13 protein-coding genes, 1 tRNA gene and 1 pseudogene are annotated in these 19,500 nt (G+C 42.7%); 6 read left to right on the top strand and 9 right to left on the bottom strand.

Annotated features, from left to right (window positions below; all coding sequences use genetic code 11):
* Positions 1-28: 28 nt before the first annotated feature.
* The 7 genes and pseudogenes from ACLFKQ_RS06705 to ACLFKQ_RS06735 form a co-directional block, all read right to left on the bottom strand.
* Positions 29-1,564 carry a bifunctional pantoate--beta-alanine ligase/(d)CMP kinase gene (locus tag ACLFKQ_RS06705; protein WP_448999060.1) on the bottom strand — a complete coding sequence of 512 codons (1,536 nt, stop codon included), beginning with the start codon at positions 1,562-1,564 and terminating at the stop codon, positions 29-31.
* Between the two features lie 79 nt (positions 1,565-1,643).
* Positions 1,644-1,925, bottom strand: a pseudogene (locus tag ACLFKQ_RS06710) (septal ring lytic transglycosylase RlpA family protein); the annotation flags it as partial.
* 705 nt (positions 1,926-2,630) lie between these two features.
* Positions 2,631-2,703 (bottom strand) — tRNA-Arg (locus tag ACLFKQ_RS06715).
* Between the two features lie 136 nt (positions 2,704-2,839).
* Positions 2,840-3,883 carry a hemolysin family protein gene (locus tag ACLFKQ_RS06720; protein ID WP_448999061.1) on the bottom strand — a complete coding sequence of 348 codons (1,044 nt, stop codon included), beginning with the start codon at positions 3,881-3,883 and terminating at the stop codon, positions 2,840-2,842.
* A gap of 230 nt (positions 3,884-4,113) precedes the next feature.
* The gene (locus ACLFKQ_RS06725) at positions 4,114-7,182 is read right to left on the bottom strand and encodes a glycerol-3-phosphate acyltransferase (protein WP_448999062.1); all 3,069 of its coding nucleotides are present in this window, start codon (positions 7,180-7,182) and stop codon (positions 4,114-4,116) included.
* A gap of 214 nt (positions 7,183-7,396) precedes the next feature.
* Positions 7,397-7,795: a hypothetical protein gene (locus ACLFKQ_RS06730; RefSeq protein ID WP_448999063.1), complete on the bottom strand. Its 399-nt coding sequence runs from the start codon at positions 7,793-7,795 to the stop codon at positions 7,397-7,399.
* A gap of 10 nt (positions 7,796-7,805) precedes the next feature.
* Positions 7,806-7,985 (bottom strand): DUF2949 domain-containing protein, encoded by a 180-nt coding sequence (locus ACLFKQ_RS06735; RefSeq protein WP_448999064.1) that lies wholly within the window; start codon positions 7,983-7,985, stop codon positions 7,806-7,808.
* 502 nt (positions 7,986-8,487) lie between these two features.
* Between ACLFKQ_RS06735 and ACLFKQ_RS06740 the strand changes: the two genes are divergently transcribed.
* From ACLFKQ_RS06740 to ttcA, 4 genes are all read left to right on the top strand, one after another.
* Positions 8,488-12,471, top strand: coding sequence for a PAS domain S-box protein (locus ACLFKQ_RS06740; protein ID WP_448999065.1), 3,984 nt, complete (start codon positions 8,488-8,490; stop codon positions 12,469-12,471).
* 83 nt (positions 12,472-12,554) lie between these two features.
* Positions 12,555-12,929 carry a response regulator gene (locus ACLFKQ_RS06745; RefSeq protein ID WP_448999066.1) on the top strand — a complete coding sequence of 125 codons (375 nt, stop codon included), beginning with the start codon at positions 12,555-12,557 and terminating at the stop codon, positions 12,927-12,929.
* Positions 12,930-13,115: 186 nt separating this feature from the next.
* Positions 13,116-14,300, top strand: coding sequence for an NAD(P)H-quinone oxidoreductase subunit H (locus tag ACLFKQ_RS06750; RefSeq protein WP_448999067.1), 1,185 nt, complete (start codon positions 13,116-13,118; stop codon positions 14,298-14,300).
* A 146-nt stretch (positions 14,301-14,446) separates the two neighbouring features.
* Positions 14,447-15,253, top strand: coding sequence for a tRNA 2-thiocytidine(32) synthetase TtcA (ttcA, locus tag ACLFKQ_RS06755; RefSeq protein ID WP_448999068.1), 807 nt, complete (start codon positions 14,447-14,449; stop codon positions 15,251-15,253).
* Between the two features lie 32 nt (positions 15,254-15,285).
* On the opposite strand, the gene ACLFKQ_RS06760 is transcribed toward ttcA, so the two are convergent.
* Entirely contained in the window at positions 15,286-16,053 is a 768-nt protein-coding gene (locus ACLFKQ_RS06760; protein WP_448999069.1) for an SDR family oxidoreductase, read from the bottom strand.
* Between the two features lie 510 nt (positions 16,054-16,563).
* Between ACLFKQ_RS06760 and ACLFKQ_RS06765 the strand changes: the two genes are divergently transcribed.
* Positions 16,564-16,833: a hypothetical protein gene (locus tag ACLFKQ_RS06765; RefSeq protein ID WP_448999070.1), complete on the top strand. Its 270-nt coding sequence runs from the start codon at positions 16,564-16,566 to the stop codon at positions 16,831-16,833.
* Between the two features lie 165 nt (positions 16,834-16,998).
* Here the strand turns inward: ACLFKQ_RS06765 and ACLFKQ_RS06770 are convergent, their stop codons facing one another.
* Positions 16,999-17,856, bottom strand: coding sequence for a prohibitin family protein (locus ACLFKQ_RS06770; RefSeq protein WP_448999071.1), 858 nt, complete (start codon positions 17,854-17,856; stop codon positions 16,999-17,001).
* Between the two features lie 192 nt (positions 17,857-18,048).
* Here ACLFKQ_RS06770 and ACLFKQ_RS06775 point away from each other — a divergent pair, with 192 nt between their 5' ends.
* Positions 18,049-19,464, top strand: a complete 1,416-nt coding sequence (locus tag ACLFKQ_RS06775; RefSeq protein ID WP_448999072.1) for an amidase — start codon at positions 18,049-18,051, stop codon at positions 19,462-19,464.
* Positions 19,465-19,500: the final 36 nt, after the last annotated feature.

A 19,500-nucleotide genomic window follows, 5' to 3' on the forward strand; every position in this document is an offset into this window, starting at 1 on the left:
TTGTTTTATATACTTCCAAACTCCGAACTTATGCCATCTTTTCTCGGTAAAGATCGACGATGAATTGAGTCACCTCTTCAATACTTAAGTCATCCGTAACTAATTCGATCGCATCAGGAGCTTTGGTTAACGGCGCAAGAGTACGATTGCTGTCTCGTTCGTCCCGCTGCTGAATTTCTTTGGTCAATCGTTCGAGATCGATCTTTTGCTGTCCTTGCTTTTCTAGATCTTTACTGCGTCTTCTCGCTCTTTCTGCTGCAGAAGCAGTTAGAAAAATCTTCAATTCGGCATCGGGAAAAACGTTAGTACCAATATCTCTGCCTTCGGCGATGATACCTCCTTTGACCCCCCAGTTTTGCTGTAAAGATACCAAGGCATCGCGCACGGCAGCTTGAGCGGCAATAGTAGAGACATTAGCCGTCACTTCTGGGGAGCGGATACTTTGAGTAACGTCTTGTCCGTTAATGTATACACTCGTTGGCAAATCGATCGCCTGAGGAGAAATCAATTCAATCTCTACTTCTCTAACCAAGCTGGCGATCGCTGCTTCATCCTCTAAGGCAAGATTGGACTGCATTACCAACCAGGTTACCGCCCGATACATCGCTCCCGTATCTAAATACAGCAGTCCTAATTCTCGAGCGACACGGCGAGTCACGGTAGATTTTCCCGCTCCTGCAGGACCATCAATGGCAATAATCGGCTGACGTTTTTCTAGCAAGATATTATCGATTAAACGAGTAGAACCAACATAAGCAGCGATCGCTAGTAACCCCCATTGCTCGATGATTTCTATAGGCTGGAGTGTTTGGGGATCGACTAACTCGACGTATTGAATTGTAACTCCCGGTAGCAGGTCTAATTCTCGTCGGACCAAATTAACTAAGTTCTGAGTATGACTTACTCCTCGTTTAAAGGCAATTTCAGCTTGCTGTAAACTTCGATAGATTCGAGCGGCAGAGACTTTTTCTGCAGGAGTTAAATACTGATTGCGAGAACTTAATGCTAATCCCGATGCTTCTCTGATAATTGGACAAGGGACAATTTCTACAGGTAGATTCAAATCTTTTACCAGTCGGCGGACGATCGCCAGTTGCTGAGCGTCTTTTTGTCCGAAGTAGGCGCGATCGCATCTGACAATGTTTAACAGTTTGGTAACGATAGTGGCGACTCCTTCAAAGTGACCGAGGCGAAATTTACCGCACAGTACTGAAGTCAGATTGTCGGGAGGAACGACTGTAGTGGTTCGGGCTTGAACGGTAGAGCTGGCTAGTTTCATTTCCTCTGGGGTTGGAGCAAACAAAACATCTACTCCTAAATCTCGACAAATTTCTGCATCTGTTTCTAGCTGACGGGGATATTGCTGTAAGTCTTCTGTATGGCTAAATTGTAAGGGATTGACAAAAATACTGACTACTACCAACTCGGTTTCAGCCAGTGCCCGTTCGATCAGACTGAAATGTCCTCGATGCAAAGCTCCCATTGTCGGTACCAAGCCAATTGTACTGGAATGACGACTGGCGAGATAGGAACGTAACTCGGCAATTGTTTTGGCTAACAGCAATTTTCTAACGGCGATCGATACTATACTTAATATAGTTACTAATTATCTATCAATTGCCGATCGCCTTGAGGTAATTAATTTACTTTCCTAAGATTTGCAATCTTACTGGTGCTACTCCACTTTGGACTAAACCGAGAGTGCGAGCTGCAGCCGCCGATAGGTCGATTATTCTTCCTGCTACAAAGGGACCGCGATCGTTAATCCTGACCACGACAGAACGACCGTTGTTGACATTGGTCACTTTGACTTGCGTACCGAATGGTAAGCTGCGATGAGCAGCAGTAAGTGCATTTTGATTGAATTTTTCGCCACTTGCAGTCGTCCGACCGTGAAATTTCGGTCCGTACCAAGATGCTTTACCGCTAGCGGCTTGAGCTAGGTGAAATTCTTGGAAAACTGGTATTAGTTCTTGTGTTTTGGCTAATGAATTAGAGTATTTAAGATTTAAGTTAACAGAATTTCGATCTAATAAGTTTTTTGTTAATAATAAGTTTACCCGTTCGGTGTTAGGTTGGGGATATTTAAGTTTAACTTTAGCTTGTTTTTGTTTGGAAGATAAGTTTCTTTTTTCTACTGTAGCAGCTTTTACAGAATTGACTCCAAATAGAGAAAAAGCGAAAACAGCAGCTACGCTTAATAATTTTAGCCGCTGTTTAAAACTGTTGTCGTTCAACTTTCTCACTCCTAAAATCACGATTTTTAATCAAATCGATTGTTAACAATCGAGCTAATTTATCAAAGACCAATATCTTTTAATTAATGGCGAATTTCCTTCAGGAATGAAATTAACAATAAATTGTAAAAATAACGAATAGGTAATTTTAAAATAGTTAAATAACTATTCAAATTATTTTTTCGAATTGTTTGCGGTGAAATTGAGCTATAGAACCTAGGTGTCGCTCAAGTTAGACCAAGCTCACCTTTTTGAGCAAAGTCTCGCTGACCTGGTAAAAAACTACAGTTGAAAGCCTAACAAAATGTGAGTTCGACAGAGGCTTAAAGCCTGATTATTTCGTAAGCTAAAACCATTATGTTTTCGTTAAGAGTTACATATAAATTAAATTTACGGGTGCAGAAGGACTCGAACCTTCAACCTACGCCTTAGAAGGGCGGTGCTCTATCCATTGAGCTATGCACCCATGAAGCTGTCGATCTTACTAAAGTAGAGGTAATTATTTTCTACCTATAGCTTTGAGAGACCTCGGAAACGCAATACTTATTATACCTAAAAGCCGAATTTTTGGGGTTTATCCACTGAGAGAGAAATTTTGACAATTATTCGTTGATAATACCTCTAGACTGTAGCAAGCGTTTGCGCTTTTTACGGGCGATTTCTTGCAGATCGACATTGCGGTCGGTTTCATCAACAATTTCACCAGTCAATACTTCCAAGACATCCTCTAGAGTTACTACTCCAGCAACACCACCGTATTCATCCAAAACCACTGCTAGATGTTCTCTGGTTTGTTGAAACACCTTGAGTAGTTTATCGGCTCTAATGGTTTCGGGAACGAAGTGAATTGGGCGAGCTAAATCGGCAATTTTACGCTCGCTATCCCCCGTAACTATGGCGGTTAATAATCGATCTTTTAGGACTAATCCAATAGTGCGATCGATAGAATCTTCAATTACGAGAATCCTAGTGTGTTGCGATTGAATAATCTCTTGTTGACATTCGGCTAGAGTCCAATCTCCTTTAAGATAGGTAACGATAATTCTAGGAGACATCACATCTGCAGCGGTTAAATCGTTTAATTGAAACACGCGCTGAATCATTTCTGCTTCATCGTCTTCGATTACCCCTTCTTGATAACCGATATTAGCTAAAAACTTAATTTCTGCCTCGTTAGTCGTGGGAATTTTGTTGGTTTGAGTAAAAGGTGCGGTTACTCTTTCTACTAACCAGACTAACGGCGTAAACAGAACCGTTAATAATCTTATCGGTATGGCGATCGCTACAGAAATAGATTCAGCATACCTTTGGCTCAATGTCTTGGGAACGATTTCGCCAAATACAATTACTAAAAACGTTAAAGCTCCTGAAAATACACCCAATAGAGCATCGCCTAATACTCTCGTCGCTAGACTACCAACCACAATACTGCCGACGATATTGAAAATATTATTAAGGATTACAACTGTAGCGATAGGACGGTTGATTTTACTACGAATCTTAAGCAGTGCTAGAGTTGCTGGTTTTTTAGATTGAGCCAGTTGTTTGGCTCTAATGAGAGATACTGACAAGATAGCAGTTTCGGAACCGGAACAAATTGCCGAACCGATAACAACCACAACCACTGCAATGATTAAGGCGAGCATACAATTTTTTTAGAGTGAGCTAATAAGATTATTTTTTGCTGTCATCGTCATACATATTCAATAAATTTTTTAAAGTTTTACGTGTTAGTCCTTCGAAGATTCAAAAGAAGGGAATTTTCAAGTTCGGGGGCGTAATCTTAAAATTTTTTGCAGCTTGCATGCAGAAGGCAAATTAAACATCGCTTACTCATCTCCTACTGTAAAACTTGGGGCTTGCAGGTAAACGTCGCTCAACTTAAAATTTCTACTATGCCAGTTTGACCATCTATCCTCACTCGTTGACCATCTTTTAATATTTGAGTCGCATTAGGAATGTCCATCACTGCAGGAATATGGTATTCTCTAGCAACGATCGCGCCATGGGATAGACGACCTCCCACTTCGGAAATCAACCCTCCGGCACGAGCCAATAAAGGAGACCAGCCAGCATCGGTGTGGGGAACGACAATAATAGTCTGGCGATCGATGTTTGATGCCGACCATAAATTAGATATGACTCTAACAGTTCCTTCTATTTGACCCGAACTCGTTCCAATACCCTCGAGTTGCTCTCGAACATCTAGAGTAGATGGAGCGAACTGAGATAGCGAATTAGGCTGACCATAGACTAGATAGGGAACGGAAGTTAATTCTCGTTCCTGTTGCCATCGTGCTTTTCGTCGCGCGATTTGTTGGTGTAGCTGAGGTTTGAATTCTCGGTCTTTTTCTGTTGCAATCTGCTTAATTTCTTCAAAACTCAGAAAAAAAATGTCTTCAGAAGTCTCGATAACTTCTGAGTTTTGCCAGTAGGTTCCTAAAGCTAAAAAACTCCAACGTAAATATGCCAGCAGTCGATTATATACTTCGCTGACTTTACCCTTAAGTCTCAATCGAGTTTGAACTATTTTAGTTTTTCTAGAAGAAGTAGTTTTCTCGGGTATGGATTTGGCTTGTTTTCTTTTTTCTCGGTCGAAGAAAAACTGTGACAACATTTCTCTGGGTATACTTGGCTTATCTCGCCAACGAGGTACGGAAATATCGGTAGCTGCTTCGCTTAAATAACCGTAATTATCTAACCAACGATTGAATCTTTCCAGAATATTTTCTCCCTCTGAATTTTCGGCAATATGAGCGAACAAGGAAGCGGAAGAGTCCATGGTAATTTTTTCTGAAGCCAATAATTTGCGAATATCGGCAGACAAGTCGGCAAGCTCTCGCACTGCGGCAATTTCTGGAGTTTGACTGTTGTCTAGGTTGGTTTCTGGTACTTGAAGAATTGCCTGTCTTAATGCCAAACTCAATGGTGCCAGAATGCTATAGTAAGTCGCTTTATTAAGTAATTCTAAAATTGTCTCGATTCTAGAAAGTATTTCTGCGGGAGATAATTCTCGAATCTCTTGTGCTTCTAGTTCCCGTAATATAGGTTCGAAGAGCTTTTGGCGATCGCGCTCGAAATCGCTAACTAAGTTTAACTCTCGTCGCCAGAGCCGCCACAAACCAGGAAGATTTCTAATCGTAGACATTAGTGGTGGTTTACTAAATTTTGCCCCTCTAGTCAAAAACTCTAAACTTTCTGGGGGTAAACCCATGCGGCGAAAGATCTTACCTAACAGGGTGGCATTGAAATAGGCGCTGGCAAAATGCAAAGTTGCAGTCTGATTAAAATCTAAATCTCGCGCTTTCTTGGCTAAAACCAAAGTGAACAATTGTCCCCATACACCACAAGTTAGAGGTTGATTGATCGACCAAGTTAGAGGACGAATTTTCCCCGGAATGACTTCTGCCGCAATGCGACGAGTCCAAATAGGTTGAAGATTAGTGATGGGACGAACTTGCAACAGCCAGAGCTTTTCACCATCATAAGTCCATTCTAGATCTTGGGGAATACCTTCAAACAGGTCTTCCATTTCTCTAGCGAGTACAGCTATCGACTCGAGTAAGTGTTGGGGAATAATAGCTTCAGAATTATTAGTGCTAGCTTCTGTAATGGTAATTTCTGCCTGAGAAGAACTACTGGGGATAGTAACGCAGTATCTTTGAGGAGTAAATTTTCCCGATACGACTTTATTCGCTTCTCCTGGTAAAGCTTCGATCGCTACTCCATCATTGAGCCGATCTACGGGATCGCGACTGAAAGCTACACCGCTAAACTCTCCTTTAACTTGCTTTTGGATTAAGATGACTAGGGATTCAACTCTCTCAGAGCGGTTTTCAGGTTCGCTCGCAGACGGTAAGGTGTTGTCTCTGGAGAAGTCGTCTAGGGATCTTGTTTCGAATCCCAGTACGGCTTTAGTTTCTGGGTTTGTCGCTGCCGAATTAATTGCGGCAGCTGGCGAACTCGGCTCCCGTTGCAGTAATCTTTGACGGTATTCCACCGCGTTGCTTTGAAAATATGAAGCCTGACACTCTAAAATTGCTCGTTCTAAAGCTTGAGAACTCGTAACATTGGCTACACTGAGATATTGTCCTGCTGCTGAAGCAGTTTCAGTGTCTTCTCCGATGGCAGAAGAGCGTACGATTAAAGGTTCGGCTTCAGAAGGAGCTATATGCTCGATTAAAGGTTGCCAATCTTCACCGGCAGCTAAAACCCAGCCTTCAGGTACGGGATAACCCAATCGTTTTAATCGAGAGAGATTAGCGGCTTTGTTCCCTACTTTATTGGCATCTAATTTACTATCTAAAGTAACTATATTTTTGTTGCCCCGAAAAAAACGAAACACCGATTGAGTATGTGTTTGTCCTCCACTGGTGGATAAGTTGAGGTCATCTGGTATTTGAGTGTAAATCCAGGCTAATAGACCCCCTAAAGCGGCAGCGGCGATCGCAAATTCCGGTTCTTGGGGATGTTGCAAACCAATGACAATTGCCAACAAGATTAAAGCACCAAATTTTCCCACTTGGCGATCGCGAAAAATTGTAAAGCTAACTAGAGTGATTAAAAATATTAATCCAGCTGCTAGAGGATCGTGAATTACTATTCCCCACGCTGCATTAGTCGTTCCCGCACTTTTGCCGAGCCAATATCTTCCCGCAACCAGAGCAATTATGGCGATTATTTCCCAAACCGAACCACTGGGAAAAAAAGCCCGCGCTAACAATACTGCAATAATTCCTTTAGCCGCTTCGGAGATTACTGCCAAAATTCCTACTAGTTTGCCGCCATGATAGAAGGCTGCGGATACGGAGACATTGCCCGTGCCTAATTTAGTCAACTGACGACCAGTAATCGCATAGGTTATCCAGTCGATGAGGGGTAATCCACCCAGAAGGGGACAGACTATAAAGATGACTAGAGAACCCCAAATTGGTGTGAGGTTCATTTGTCTGAATCCATACTTATAATAGAGTCTTCAACGATTCTAAAGAAATTTTCTTTAGTACATATTTTCGATTCTATTGTAACTTAGCACTTTAGAAGACAATCAACTGCCACCTAATACCTCGATTCCTCAAAAATTTAGTTTGCTTCTTGTGATATCTTACCCTGCATCGAGTAGCCTTGACCCAGACGAAACTGACACTCAATTTTTGGCATCAAGCTAGATGTTGCGGACAATAGCCCAATCTCTCAACTATTTGTGCGCAAAAAATTTCAATTTCTTTTTTATCCGGCTCGCCATGAGCCACTATGACAACTTGATAGCGATTCATTACTGAGGTTGGCGACTCTCCTGCGTCCAATTTTTGTAAAGCCATCGCCAAGCGTGGTGATGGTTGATGGATAGTTCCTAGTTCGCCGAATACGGCTCGAAGATCTTTACTCGAGCGAACCGCAAGAGGATATTTCATCTTTACCTTAACTAGCCAACGATCTACCAGATTAATTACCGCTACCGAATCTATCGGTAACTTTACTTGCCTTAGATATTCAATTACTCTAATAGTTAGACTGGCGTTGGCAAAGGAGTATAGGTATTCTGTACAAACATTCATAATTTTCTAATTACACTGTTTCTAGCCAATCAAATACACGATCTAGTTCTTCTGTACTAATAAAGCCATACTGCCAGAGAATTATCGGTAGTAAATTGGGCTCTACTATTGGACTTTTTTGCGCCAAAGATATGGCTGCTGTAGAAATCCCCAACTCCGACTGTAAAAAATTGGTAATTTTTTTTAACATTTTTAATATTTGGAATCCTCGTTCGAACGACTTCAAAATTTATATTTTTAAAACTTAAGAAAACAATTTGAGGAATTTGTGAGGAACGAGCTAAATTGACAGCCAAAAGTATTAGTTTAGTTCCTAGGAAATTTACGAAGTTAGAGCGAGTCAAGAGACACATCGGCAAGAGCAAACCTCGAATATTTCTAAGCTTCCATCGCTAAATTTAAGACAGAATTGTGCCGTGCTTCTTAACAAAATATTTCAAAAAAAGCGGGTTGGTTTTCAGAAACAGAGCAATGTGGATCGTCTCGCTCTAACTACTCAGATGACTTTCTGGCAACCAAGAAGATTCGGGTTAAATTAAAATTAAATAATATTAGGTAAAAATCGCTATCGCTAATGAAAAAATTAGAAAAGTTTGATACTTGGTTGTTTTAATTTAAAAGATATCGAGCGGTTTTAAAATTCGTAGAATTGGCTGAAAAATTATTATATTTGGTGTTTAACTCTAGTTATCATGCAGCAGCTGCGGCGATCGCCCAATCTACCTACCCTGGCAGAAGTTTGGGAATCTAATCCTCTAATTTTTAAGTCTCAAAGTCTCTTGTCAGAGGTAGTTGGAGCGATGAATGTGGCTCGACAGAGCTATGCTTTAGTCATCGAAGGAGAAGAGCTAGCAGGCATTTTTACTGAGTCAGATTTAGTTGGCTTGGTAGCCAGGGAAATTAATTTTGCTGCTACTACCATCGGTGAAGTGATGACCGGGCAGGTCATCACCCTAGCAAGCTCCCAATGCCAGGATATTTTCACTGTCTGGTCTTTGTTCGAGCAACACGATCTCCGCTACCTCCCCGTAATCGGCGATCGCCAAGAAGTACTCGGGGTAATTACTTTAGAGCGACTATTATCAACAGTCAGTCCGACAGATTTAGACTGCTCTACTTCGCTAGATCGGCCAGAAAAACCGCCAGAAATTCTCGAAAATACAGAAGATGTGAGAGATTTACTGGAAAATGGAGTAGTAGGATTACACTGGGTAGGAGAAGATGGCAGGATTTTATGGGCAAATCAAGCTGAATTAAATTTATTGGGATACAGTCGCGAGGAATATATCGGTCATCATATTGCCGAATTTCATGTCGATGCCGAGGTAATTGCCGACATTTTACGCAGGCTAATCGATAAAGAAACTTTATATAATTACGAAGCCAGGCTTCGATGTAAAGACGGCTCAATTCGTTACATTCTCATTAGCTCCAACCTACTGTGGAAAAATGGCCAATTCGTTCATACTCGCTGTTTTACCCAGGATATTACCGAATGTAAACGAGCAGAAAGCGAATTAGAAGGCTTTTTTGCCGTTACTCCTACTTTATTTTGCCTTGCAGGACTAGATGGCTATTTCAAACGTCTCAACCCGATCTTTAACCAGACTCTTGGTTTTACCGAGCGAGAATTATTAGCCGAACCATTCATTAACTTCGTTCATCCTGAAGATCGCGCCGCAACCTTAGCTGAATTTGAAAAAATCAAACAGGATCAAACGATAACTGCTTTTGAAAACCGCTATCTTACTAAAGAAGGTTCCTATTGTTGGCTGTTGTGGACGGCTAAGCTGTATCGAGAAGAAAAAATTATCTACGCCGCCGCCCAAGATATTAGCGATCGCCAACAGGCAGAATTATTACTCCAACAAGAACGAGACTTTAGTACGGCTGTCTTAGATACCGTGGGTTCCTTGGTAGCAGTAATCGACCGTCAGGGAAGAATTATTAGATTCAATCGTACCTGCGAACGTGTCACTGGGTATACCTTTTCAGAAGTAAAAGGCAGACGAGTCTGGGAATTACTAGTGTTGCCCAGCGAGCAACAAATTTTTCAAGCAGTTTTTCAGCGGTTGCTAGCAGGACAACTGCGCGACCGTTATGAAGCTTACTGGTTGGCAAAAGACGGTAGTACCCATTTAATTTCCTGGTCGGATACTGCTTTATTCGATTCTCAGGGAACGATTGAATTTATTATTGCCACGGGAATAGAAATTACCGAACAACGTCAGATTCAAAATCGGTTAGAACACCAATATCGTCAGACTCAACTACTTGCAGAGATAACTCGCAAGATTCGGATGTCCATCGAACTAGATAAAATCTTGCAGACTACCGTCACTGAAGTACGCCAGTTACTAGCTTGCGATCGCGTCTTAATCGTCAAACTAAGTTCTCATCATACGGCAGTAACTATTAGTGAGTCAGTTCTGCCCGAGCTACCTTCTATGTTGGGTTACGAGTTAGCCGATCCGCTGCTTGTCGGCAAATATTCTGCTAGATATCATCAGGGCAAAACTCTAGCTATCAGTGATGTCAGCACTGCAGCGCTCGCTCCTGAGATCGAACAACTCTGGCAACAGTTTGAAATTAAAGCCAAGTTGGTGGTTCCCATTTTGAGCCCAAATCATTTACAGGGTTTGTTAGTTGCCCACCAGTGTCACAGCGGTCGTCAGTGGCAGAGTAGCGAGATCGAACTATTACAGCAGTTAGCCGACCAAATTGGGGTAGCACTTTCTCAGGCTCAGTTACTCAACAATTTAGAAGAGTTAGTAGAAGAACGCACTAACGAGTTGATAACAACCAATCAATTGCTACAAGCAGAAATTGCCGAACGTCAACAAACCGAAATTGCTTTAAGAGAAAACCAACAAAAACTAGCGGGGATCTTGGATAATGCTGACGAAGCTATTATTTCGATTGACGAACGACAATATATTCAACTATTCAACCAGGGTGCAGAGAAAGTTTTTGGTTATAGGGCAGATGAAGTCGTGGGCAAATCTCTAGATATTTTAATGCCAGAAGCCTTCCGTCAGATACATCGCCAGCATGTTCGAGAATTCGGGAATTCAGTTAAAACAACTCGAATCATGTCAGAGCGCGATAATAACGTTCGCGGTAGGCGCAAAAATGGCGAAGAGTTTTCCGCCGAAGCCTCGATTTCTAAACTGCAGACGCGAGATGGATTGTTGTTCACCGTCATACTTAAAGATATTACCGAACGCCAGCAAGCAGCAGCCAAACTGCTGGCTTCTGAAACCTTACTCGCCAAAGCTGAAAACATTGCCAAAATCGGTAGTTGGCAATACGATCTGGCTAACGAGGAGTTAACTTGGTCGCAAGAACTATTTCGAATTTTAGGTTTTGCCCCAACTCAAGCAATACCAGATTGGGAGCAAATCTTTAACTTGATTCATCCCAACGATCGTTTTTTGGTTAAAAAAGCTTTCTGGCAAGCATACAGAGAGGGTAAATCGTGGCAATTTAACTATCGTTTGCTCAGTACTGATGGCTCGATTAAATACTTAGAAAGTAGAGGAGAGCCTACTGTCAATTCTCAAGGCAAAATGCTCAAGGTGTGGGGGACGATCGTCGATATTACCGAGCGCAAACGAGCAGAAATATCTCTTCATCGCAGCAAGGAGCAACTGCAATTAATTACTGATTCTTTACCGGTGCTGATTTCATACGTAGATTGTCAGCAGCGTTATCGTTATAACAATAGAACCTATGAAACCTGGTTTAATAAGTCTCGCCAAGAAATGCTCGGACTACACATGAGCGAAGTAATAGGTAACAAATACTATCAGCAAGCTTTACCTTATATTAAACAAGCTTTATCGGGAAAGTCGGTTAGTTTTGAAATGGAACTAACTGACGAGTGGGGAAATCATCGCTGGGTAAATGCAACTTATATTACCGATTGCAGTTGCGGTCGTAAAGTCGAGGGTTTCTTTGCCATGATTGAAGATATTACCGAACGCAAGACCATCGAGCAGATGAAAAGCGAGTTCGTTTCGGTTACCAGTCATGAAATGCGTACCCCTCTCACTTCAATTTACGGAGTTTTAAAACTACTTTGTGCCGAACGCTTGGGTAAGCTCACTTCCGGAGGAGAGGAAATGGCTCAAATTGCTTTAAAAAATACAGACCGGTTGATTCGCCTGGTTAATGACGTGCTCGACCTGGAAAAATTGCAATTAGGACGAGAAACCTTGGAAAAACAGTGGTGTAATAGTTTCGAGCTAATTCAGCAGGCAGTAGATACGCTCGCAACTATGGCTCAACAGCATCAGATAACTATCGAAACAGATGCTAGGGCGATCGAACTAGAAGTAGATCGCGATCGCATTGTCCAAACTCTCAGCAATCTGCTTAGCAATGCGATTAAGTTTTCTGCTGCCAATAGTAAAGTCTGGGTAAGCTGTCAGCAACGAAATGATGAAGTTTTATTTGCCGTCAGAGATCGAGGCAGGGGAATCCCCTCCGACAAGCTAGACACTATTTTCGAACGCTTCCAGCAAGTAGATGCTTCCGACTCCCGTAACAAAGACGGTACTGGTTTGGGTTTGGCTATTTGCCGTCATATCGTCGAGCAACATGGAGGAAAAATTTGGGTAGAGAGCGTTTTCGGTCGAGGCAGTACATTTTTCTTTACGCTGCCGCAACAATAAAGACTTAGTATAAAGTCTATAGTTGAGTAAAGTAGTTGCGATCGATAGCTTTTTCAATACCTGAAACTAAGCTTTCACCAATCATGAACGCCAAACGTATTTTGTTGATTGATGACGAAGAAGATATTCAAACCCTAGCTAGTTTGTGCATCGAACTAGAAAGTGGTTGGGAATTGATAACTGCCTCATCTGGTAAAGAAGGTGTCGCCATCGCCGAAACCGAACAGCCAGATGCCATTTTGTTAGATGTGATGATGCCCGAACTCGATGGTTTACAAACTCTAAAAAAGCTGCAAATTAACCCCAAAACCCAACATATTCCGACAATTTTCCTCACGGCAAAATCCCAAGCTGCCGACAGAAGGCGTTTTTATGCTGCAGGAGCCAAAGGAGTAATTAATAAACCCTTCGACTCTCTGACTCTAGCCAGTCAAATTGCCGGATTTTTGAAGTGGTAGATGACTACAAACAAAATAACCCCCAAATCAACCAAGCCTTTAAACTATGGGTGTAAAGCTTACCAGCGATCGCTCAGCAGCTGCGAAGCTCGATCTCCATCAGTACAAATCCTGCAATTGTAGCGCGAGAAACTCGATAAGATATATTAAGCACAGCATTTTAATTGAGACAAGATCGCTTAATTTATGGCACAAATACAAACTAGAACCGAACCCATGGTAATCAACATGGGACCCCATCACCCTTCTATGCACGGGGTTTTGCGGTTAATTGTTACTCTAGATGGTGAAGATGTTGTCGATTGCGAACCCGTAATTGGCTATCTGCACCGAGGCATGGAAAAAATTGCTGAAAATCGCACCAATATCATGTTCGTTCCCTACGTCAGTCGTTGGGACTATGCAGAAGGTATGTTTAACGAGGCAATTACCGTTAACGCACCAGAAAAACTAGCGGGAATCGAAGTCCCCAAACGCGCTCAGTATATCAGAGTGATTATGCTGGAGCTAAATCGCATTGCCAACCATTTACTGTGGTTGGGACCATTCATGGCAGATGTAGGCGCGCAAACACCCTTTTTCTACATCTTCCGCGAACGGGAAATGATCTACGACCTTTGGGAAGCCGCCTCGGGACAGCGACTAATTAATAATAACTACTTCCGTATCGGTGGGGTTGCGGTAGACTTGCCCTACGGCTGGATCGATAAATGTGAAGATTTTTGCGACTACTTCGATCCCAAAGTAGATGAATACGAAAAGTTAATTACCAATAATCCTATCTTTCGCCGACGAGTAGAAGGCGTAGGTACGATTAATCGCGACGAAGCGATTAACTGGGGACTTTCAGGTCCAATGTTAAGGGCTTCTGGGGTCAAGTGGGACTTGCGTAAGGTAGACCACTATGAATGTTATGACGACTTTGACTGGGAAGTTCATTGGGAAACCGCCGGCGACTGCTTCGCTCGCTATTTGGTCAGAGTTAGAGAGATGCGCGAATCAGTTAAAATTATTCGCCAAGCACTTAAAGGAATTCCTGGCGGTCCTTTTGAAAACCTAGAAGCCAGACAAATGGCGGAAGGCAAAAAATCTAAATGGAATGATTTTGACTATCAGTACATTGCCAAGAGAGTTGCACCTACTTTTAAGATTCCCGAAGGAGAACACTATGTTCGCTGCGAAAGTGGCAAAGGCGAATTAGGTATCTTTATTGTCGGTAACAATAATGTTTTCCCCTGGCGGTGGAAAATTCGCTCTGCCGATTTTAATAATTTGCAGATTTTACCTCATCTATTAAAAGGCGTTAAACTAGCCGATATTATGCCAATTTTGGGTAGCATCGACATCATCATGGGTTCGGTAGACCGCTAGAGCCAAACAATAGGCTCTCTATTTTCTTAGGTAAGATTGGTTAAAGGTATAAAAGGTAAAGGAGAAAAGGAAATATTTTTGTCCTCTATCCTTTAACCATTCTGCTTCACCGAAACAATCATGCTGAGTATCCTAATCATCGAAGTATGCAACAGCTACAGACAAAAATTCGTACCTCAAAAAACTTTAAAAAACTACAAGCGCGGTTGCGGGGTTTAGTAGGTAAAGCGATCGCCGATTACCAAATGCTCGAAGATGGCGATCGCGTCATGGTCTGTCTGTCTGGGGGTAAAGATTCTTACACCATGCTCGATCTGTTGCTCAGTCTGCAACGCAAGGCTCCAGTACACTTTGAACTATTAGCAGTTAATTTAGATCAAAAGCAGCCAGGGTTTCCCACTCACATCCTACCCGAATATCTCACCTCTTTGGGCGTACCCTATCACATTGTCGAACAAGATACCTACAGTGTTGTCAAACGCCTGATCCCTGAAGGCAAAACCATGTGTGGCTTATGTTCCCGTTTGCGCCGCGGAGTTCTCTATCGGGTAGCCGCAGCAGAAGGTGCAACTAAAATCGCTTTGGGTCATCATCGCGATGATATTATCGAGACATTATTTTTAAATATGTTTCATGGCGGACAGCTAAAAGCCATGCCGCCCAAGTTACTTAGTGATGACGGTAAAAATATTGTAATTCGTCCGTTAGCTTATTGTTCGGAAAAAGAAATTATTCGCTACGCTAATGCTAGAAAATTTCCCATAATTCCTTGTAATCTTTGTGGTTCCCAAGAAAATTTACAGCGGCTTCAAATCAAACAGATGCTACAGGCGTGGGAACGTGAATCTCCTGGTAGGAGCGATCGCATTTTTCGCAGTCTACAGAATGTCGCTCCTTCCCAGTTAGCAGATACTCAACTTTTCGATTTTGCCAGTTTGATTTCTTCCCATTAACGGCAAGTTGTATTTTTTAACGCTCGAATCATCTAAATTCCCGCCGTAGTTTGTTCGAATAAGCCAGCAAAATCAGTTGTCACTACGGCATCGTCCGCTTCTTCTGGTTTGGAGATGAGATCGAAGGCTTTATTGCGAGCGTTGGGTTCGGTTAGAGCTTTAACTACTACAGAGGCTACATCGGCTCTGGGAATTGAAGTAGGAATCCCGTCGGGTGGATTATTTAACACCGCGTCATCTTTGCCTACTAGTAGTTGTCTGACTCCGCCCTGTTTATCTAACAAACCACCAGCGCGAATAATGGTGTAGTCGATACCCGAATCGATTAAATACTGTTCGGCTTTGCGCTTCCAAATTAAAATATTACCATTACCAATGCGGTTGAGAGGATGATTGGGATTAGTACCGCCCATCGAACCGACTAGAACGATGTGTTTGACTCCTGCTTGTTTGGCTGCATCGATCTGATTTTTTTGTCCCAGCCAGTCTACCTCTTCGGGAAGTCCACCTGGTTCGAATTCAAATTCTGGTCTTTGTCCTTCTGAGGGTGGTGCAATCATTTTAGGAACGGCGCTGGTAAGAATGACCAGAGCATCGCAGCCTTCCATTGCCGAGTTTAAGCTAGATTTATCTTTGATATCTCCAATAACAAAACCTTCTGTCGAGCCGAATAGTTCTTCAACTTTGTTTGGCGATCGCGCCAAACCAATTGCCTCAAATTTATCTGGTTCGTCTCGTAGTTTTTGTAAGACTAGCGAACCAGTTCTTCCCGTCGCTCCCGTAACCAATACTCGTCTCATCCTTTTTCTCAAATCTCGAATCAAAGCTGTTTTCTCGATTATCTAACAGATGTCGAGTTTCGATCTACAAGAATATCCATAGGAGAAGAACTAGTCTGAGATTATGCAATGTATAGCTAAAAAAGAGATCGCGATAGAAGTAGAGTTGGGAAAGAGTAAGCAGAATATTCTCTTAATTTCAAATTCGGTCTGGTTTATCAGACCCTATTAATCATAAATAAAATAAGTCCTGACGTTATTGCCAGGACTATTGTTGAATATGGAGATTTATAGACGCTTATCTAGATTAATTATCGGTTTTAAAATATTAATCATCTGTGACCGCGATCGAGATTAGTTGGAGATAAACTCATGCTAAGAATGCCAACCACATCCTTAATCTCATTTATCAGCTACAGTGGGGTAGCACTTGGGTTTACATTATTTGGCTCGATCTACCTGATTAAAAAGCAGTTTATGCCCTATCACAGCAAGGCTAACGGCTCATCATGATCTGAATTGGAAGAAAATATGCAGGTATTGATTGTCGCTTTGATGAGAGCTACAGGTGAAGGATTTCTCGCTACGGGATTGGCTATATTTCTTTTGCTAATTATTCCTTGGAGGGCTGGCGATACCTGGTCGCTCTATGCGATTCCTGCCGTTAGTCTTTGTATGTCTTTGGGAACTTTATCTGCCACTTTATTAGTGAAAACTAGAACTCCAGGAACACCGCCAGTAGTACTGAGCGCGAGCGCGGTAGGATTGATGATTGTCGGATTCATTCTCTCTATAATCTGAAATAAACCTCGACACCAAACTTGAAATTAAGAGTTTTTGCAAAAATACGTTATCTTGCGCGTAGCCTGCCAAGCGCGTCCTATTCAAGGAAGAAAGGGGGTAAGGGTGCGAGGGTAGGGAGAGACTATTGTCTCTTTTACCTTTAACCTCTTACCTCTTACCTTCCTACTGCGTAGTGTCCGAACTACTAATTTCCCCTAGGTTAAACAAAAAAGGAACCCTGCCGTTAGATTCGCCACCCATCACTAGAACTTTGGGCATTTGGGAACCTCCCTGTCGCCAAGCTTCGATCGCCTCTTTTTGCAGCACCAGTTCCCCACCCTGAGCTTTGAGGGTTTCGGCAAGTAGTCTTTGGGCTTCGGCTCGCCCTTTAGCACGGTTAATATCTGCTTGCGCCTGTTGTTCGGCTTCTCTGGCAATATATACCGCTCTTCTAGCTTTTTGTTCGGCAATTTGTTTTTCTTCTACGGCTCTGGCAAATTCAGGAGAGAAACTCAAATCGACTACGCTGGTGTCGAGAACGGCAATGCCGTACTTATCCAAGCGCGTACCGAGGGCAATATCGAAATCCTCTTTGAGTTCGCTACGTTTGGTAATTGCTTCTTCTACCGTTCTTCTGGCTGCGGCAATCTTAAATGATTCTTGAGTTTGGGGGGCAATAATTTTGGAGACGATATTTTGTAAAGTCCCTTGTTTTCTTCTAATTTCCACAATTTGAATCGGATCGAGACGGAAATTAATTGCAAAGCGAGCTTTCAGGTCTTGTAAATCTTTAGTAGAGCTTTCGGCAGGGACTTCAAATTTTTGGACGGTTACATCGTAAACATCCACGTTAGAAACTAGGGGTGGTCTAAAATGAAGTCCTTCGAGCAATGCTCCATCTTGAGCTTTACCTAAGATGCTGAGAACCCCTGCTTCACCAGGATTGATAATTACGAAAGAATTAAACGCCACGAGGATAACTAAGGCGGCGATAATACCTCCTGCTAATGGCTGCCAACTATTAGAAGACTGATTTTTCATTTTAAATATAGCTAACAAAGTTTTTCTTAATGTGCAGTTTGCGTACGATCTCGCTCTCCATCATAAAATAACGGAGTATGTGACCTTGAAAGTTTATCGTATTTCAGGAATTTAAAGCAGGTGTGATTAACCTGAAACTTTTTTACTGAAGTGGTACAAAAATAAGAGTTGACTCAAACCCGGTAGAGCGTAATGTCATTTAGTAATGAGGATTTAGCCTTTCTTCCCGCTTTGGAACAAGCCCGCTTAATTCGCGATCGCGCCATTTCGCCTTTGGAATTAACCGAGCTGTATCTAGATAGAATCGACCGATATAACTCCCAGCTAAACTGTTTTTACTACGTAGCAGTAGAATCAGCGATTGCCGATGCTCGGCAAAAAACCGAATTATTGGCAAGGAGTAGCAATAATGACGATTTGCCCCCTTTTTTTGGCGTACCGACAGCGATCAAAGACCTAACTTCGGTAGTGGGAATGCCAATTTCTTATGGAGTAAGGGCAATCGAAAATAATCTGGCTAATTATGACGATAATATTGCCTTTAAGCTCAAACAGGCAGGGACGATTATTTTGGGTAAAACTGCTACCTCCCAGGTTGGCTCGCTGCCCTACACCGAACCAGAAGGATTTGCCCCGACTCGCAACCCTTGGAATTTAGCCTATACTCCAGGGGGCTCTAGCGGTGGTGCGGCAGCAGCAGTAGCGGCTGGTTTATGTGCCATAGCTCAGGGAGGAGATGCGGGAGGCTCGATTAGGGGACCTGCCTTTTGCTGTCATTTAGTCGGACTCAAACCCAGTCGGGGCAGAGTTTCCTATGCACCCAGCGGCGATCGCCAAAACGGAATTGCCAGTAGCGGAATGCTGGTTCGCACCGTAGCCGATGCCGCAGCCCTATTGGATATTATCTCTGGTTATGTAATAGGAGATCCCTATTGGTTGCCCACTCCTGAGATTACCTTTTTAGATGCAGCTAAGCAACAACTGCCCCAGTTAAAAATCGGTTATGCTACGGAGATTTTGCCCTTTGGGGAAGCTACGGACGAGTGTCAGCAAAGTGTCATGGCAACAGTGAATTTAGCTACTAAAATAGGTCACAATCTCGAACCCATATCTTTGGATTTTGACGAGTTAATCGCACCTTTTAAAAGAATTTGGGCGGCAGGAGTAGCGGCGACAGGTATTCCCTTAGAAATGCTGAGTCCGGTCAACCGCTGGATTATGAAGCAGTCTGGCACCGCAGCAGAATACTTACAGGCAGTGGCTCAGATGCAAGCAATCGCTCGTAAGCTCGTCAGTTTTTGCGATCGCTACGACGTTTTGATCCTTCCTACCTACATGCACTCGGCGATTAAAATTGGTGAGTGGGTGAGTCTCAGTCCGGAAGTAACTTTTGATAAGGTTGCTAGCTGGGTTTTACCCTGTCCGCCCTTCAACGCTACGGGACAACCGGCAATCAATCTTCCTACTGGTTTCGATCGTAACGGCGTACCATTAGGCGTACAGTTAGTAGGAAAACCCGCTGCTGAAGGTACGATTCTCTCCCTAGCATCTCAGCTAGAAGCGTCTGAACTCTGGAGCCTAGTTTATCCGGCAGAATTTAAAAATTAGCCGTAAAATTAGAGGCAATGATTCGATTCGACTTAA

The sequence above is a fragment of the Myxosarcina sp. GI1(2024) genome (assembly GCF_053543375.1).

What these genes read in the sequence shown, in the direction of transcription:
- ACLFKQ_RS06720 (WP_448999061.1), bottom strand. Translation starts at nt 3,883, where the DNA reads ATGCTCGCCTTAATCATTGCAGTGGTTGTGGTTGTTATCGGTTCGGCA.
- ACLFKQ_RS06740 (WP_448999065.1), top strand. Translation starts at nt 8,488, where the DNA reads ATGCAGCAGCTGCGGCGATCGCCCAATCTACCTACCCTGGCAGAAGTT.
- ACLFKQ_RS06760 (WP_448999069.1), bottom strand. Translation starts at nt 16,053, where the DNA reads ATGAGACGAGTATTGGTTACGGGAGCGACGGGAAGAACTGGTTCGCTA.
- ACLFKQ_RS06775 (WP_448999072.1), top strand. Translation starts at nt 18,049, where the DNA reads ATGTCATTTAGTAATGAGGATTTAGCCTTTCTTCCCGCTTTGGAACAA.
- ACLFKQ_RS06730 (WP_448999063.1), bottom strand. Translation starts at nt 7,795, where the DNA reads ATGAATGTTTGTACAGAATACCTATACTCCTTTGCCAACGCCAGTCTA.
- ACLFKQ_RS06745 (WP_448999066.1), top strand. Translation starts at nt 12,555, where the DNA reads ATGAACGCCAAACGTATTTTGTTGATTGATGACGAAGAAGATATTCAA.
- ACLFKQ_RS06735 (WP_448999064.1), bottom strand. Translation starts at nt 7,985, where the DNA reads ATGTTAAAAAAAATTACCAATTTTTTACAGTCGGAGTTGGGGATTTCT.
- ACLFKQ_RS06725 (WP_448999062.1), bottom strand. Translation starts at nt 7,182, where the DNA reads ATGAACCTCACACCAATTTGGGGTTCTCTAGTCATCTTTATAGTCTGT.
- ACLFKQ_RS06765 (WP_448999070.1), top strand. Translation starts at nt 16,564, where the DNA reads ATGCAGGTATTGATTGTCGCTTTGATGAGAGCTACAGGTGAAGGATTT.
- ttcA (WP_448999068.1), top strand. Translation starts at nt 14,447, where the DNA reads ATGCAACAGCTACAGACAAAAATTCGTACCTCAAAAAACTTTAAAAAA.
- ACLFKQ_RS06750 (WP_448999067.1), top strand. Translation starts at nt 13,116, where the DNA reads ATGGCACAAATACAAACTAGAACCGAACCCATGGTAATCAACATGGGA.
- ACLFKQ_RS06770 (WP_448999071.1), bottom strand. Translation starts at nt 17,856, where the DNA reads ATGAAAAATCAGTCTTCTAATAGTTGGCAGCCATTAGCAGGAGGTATT.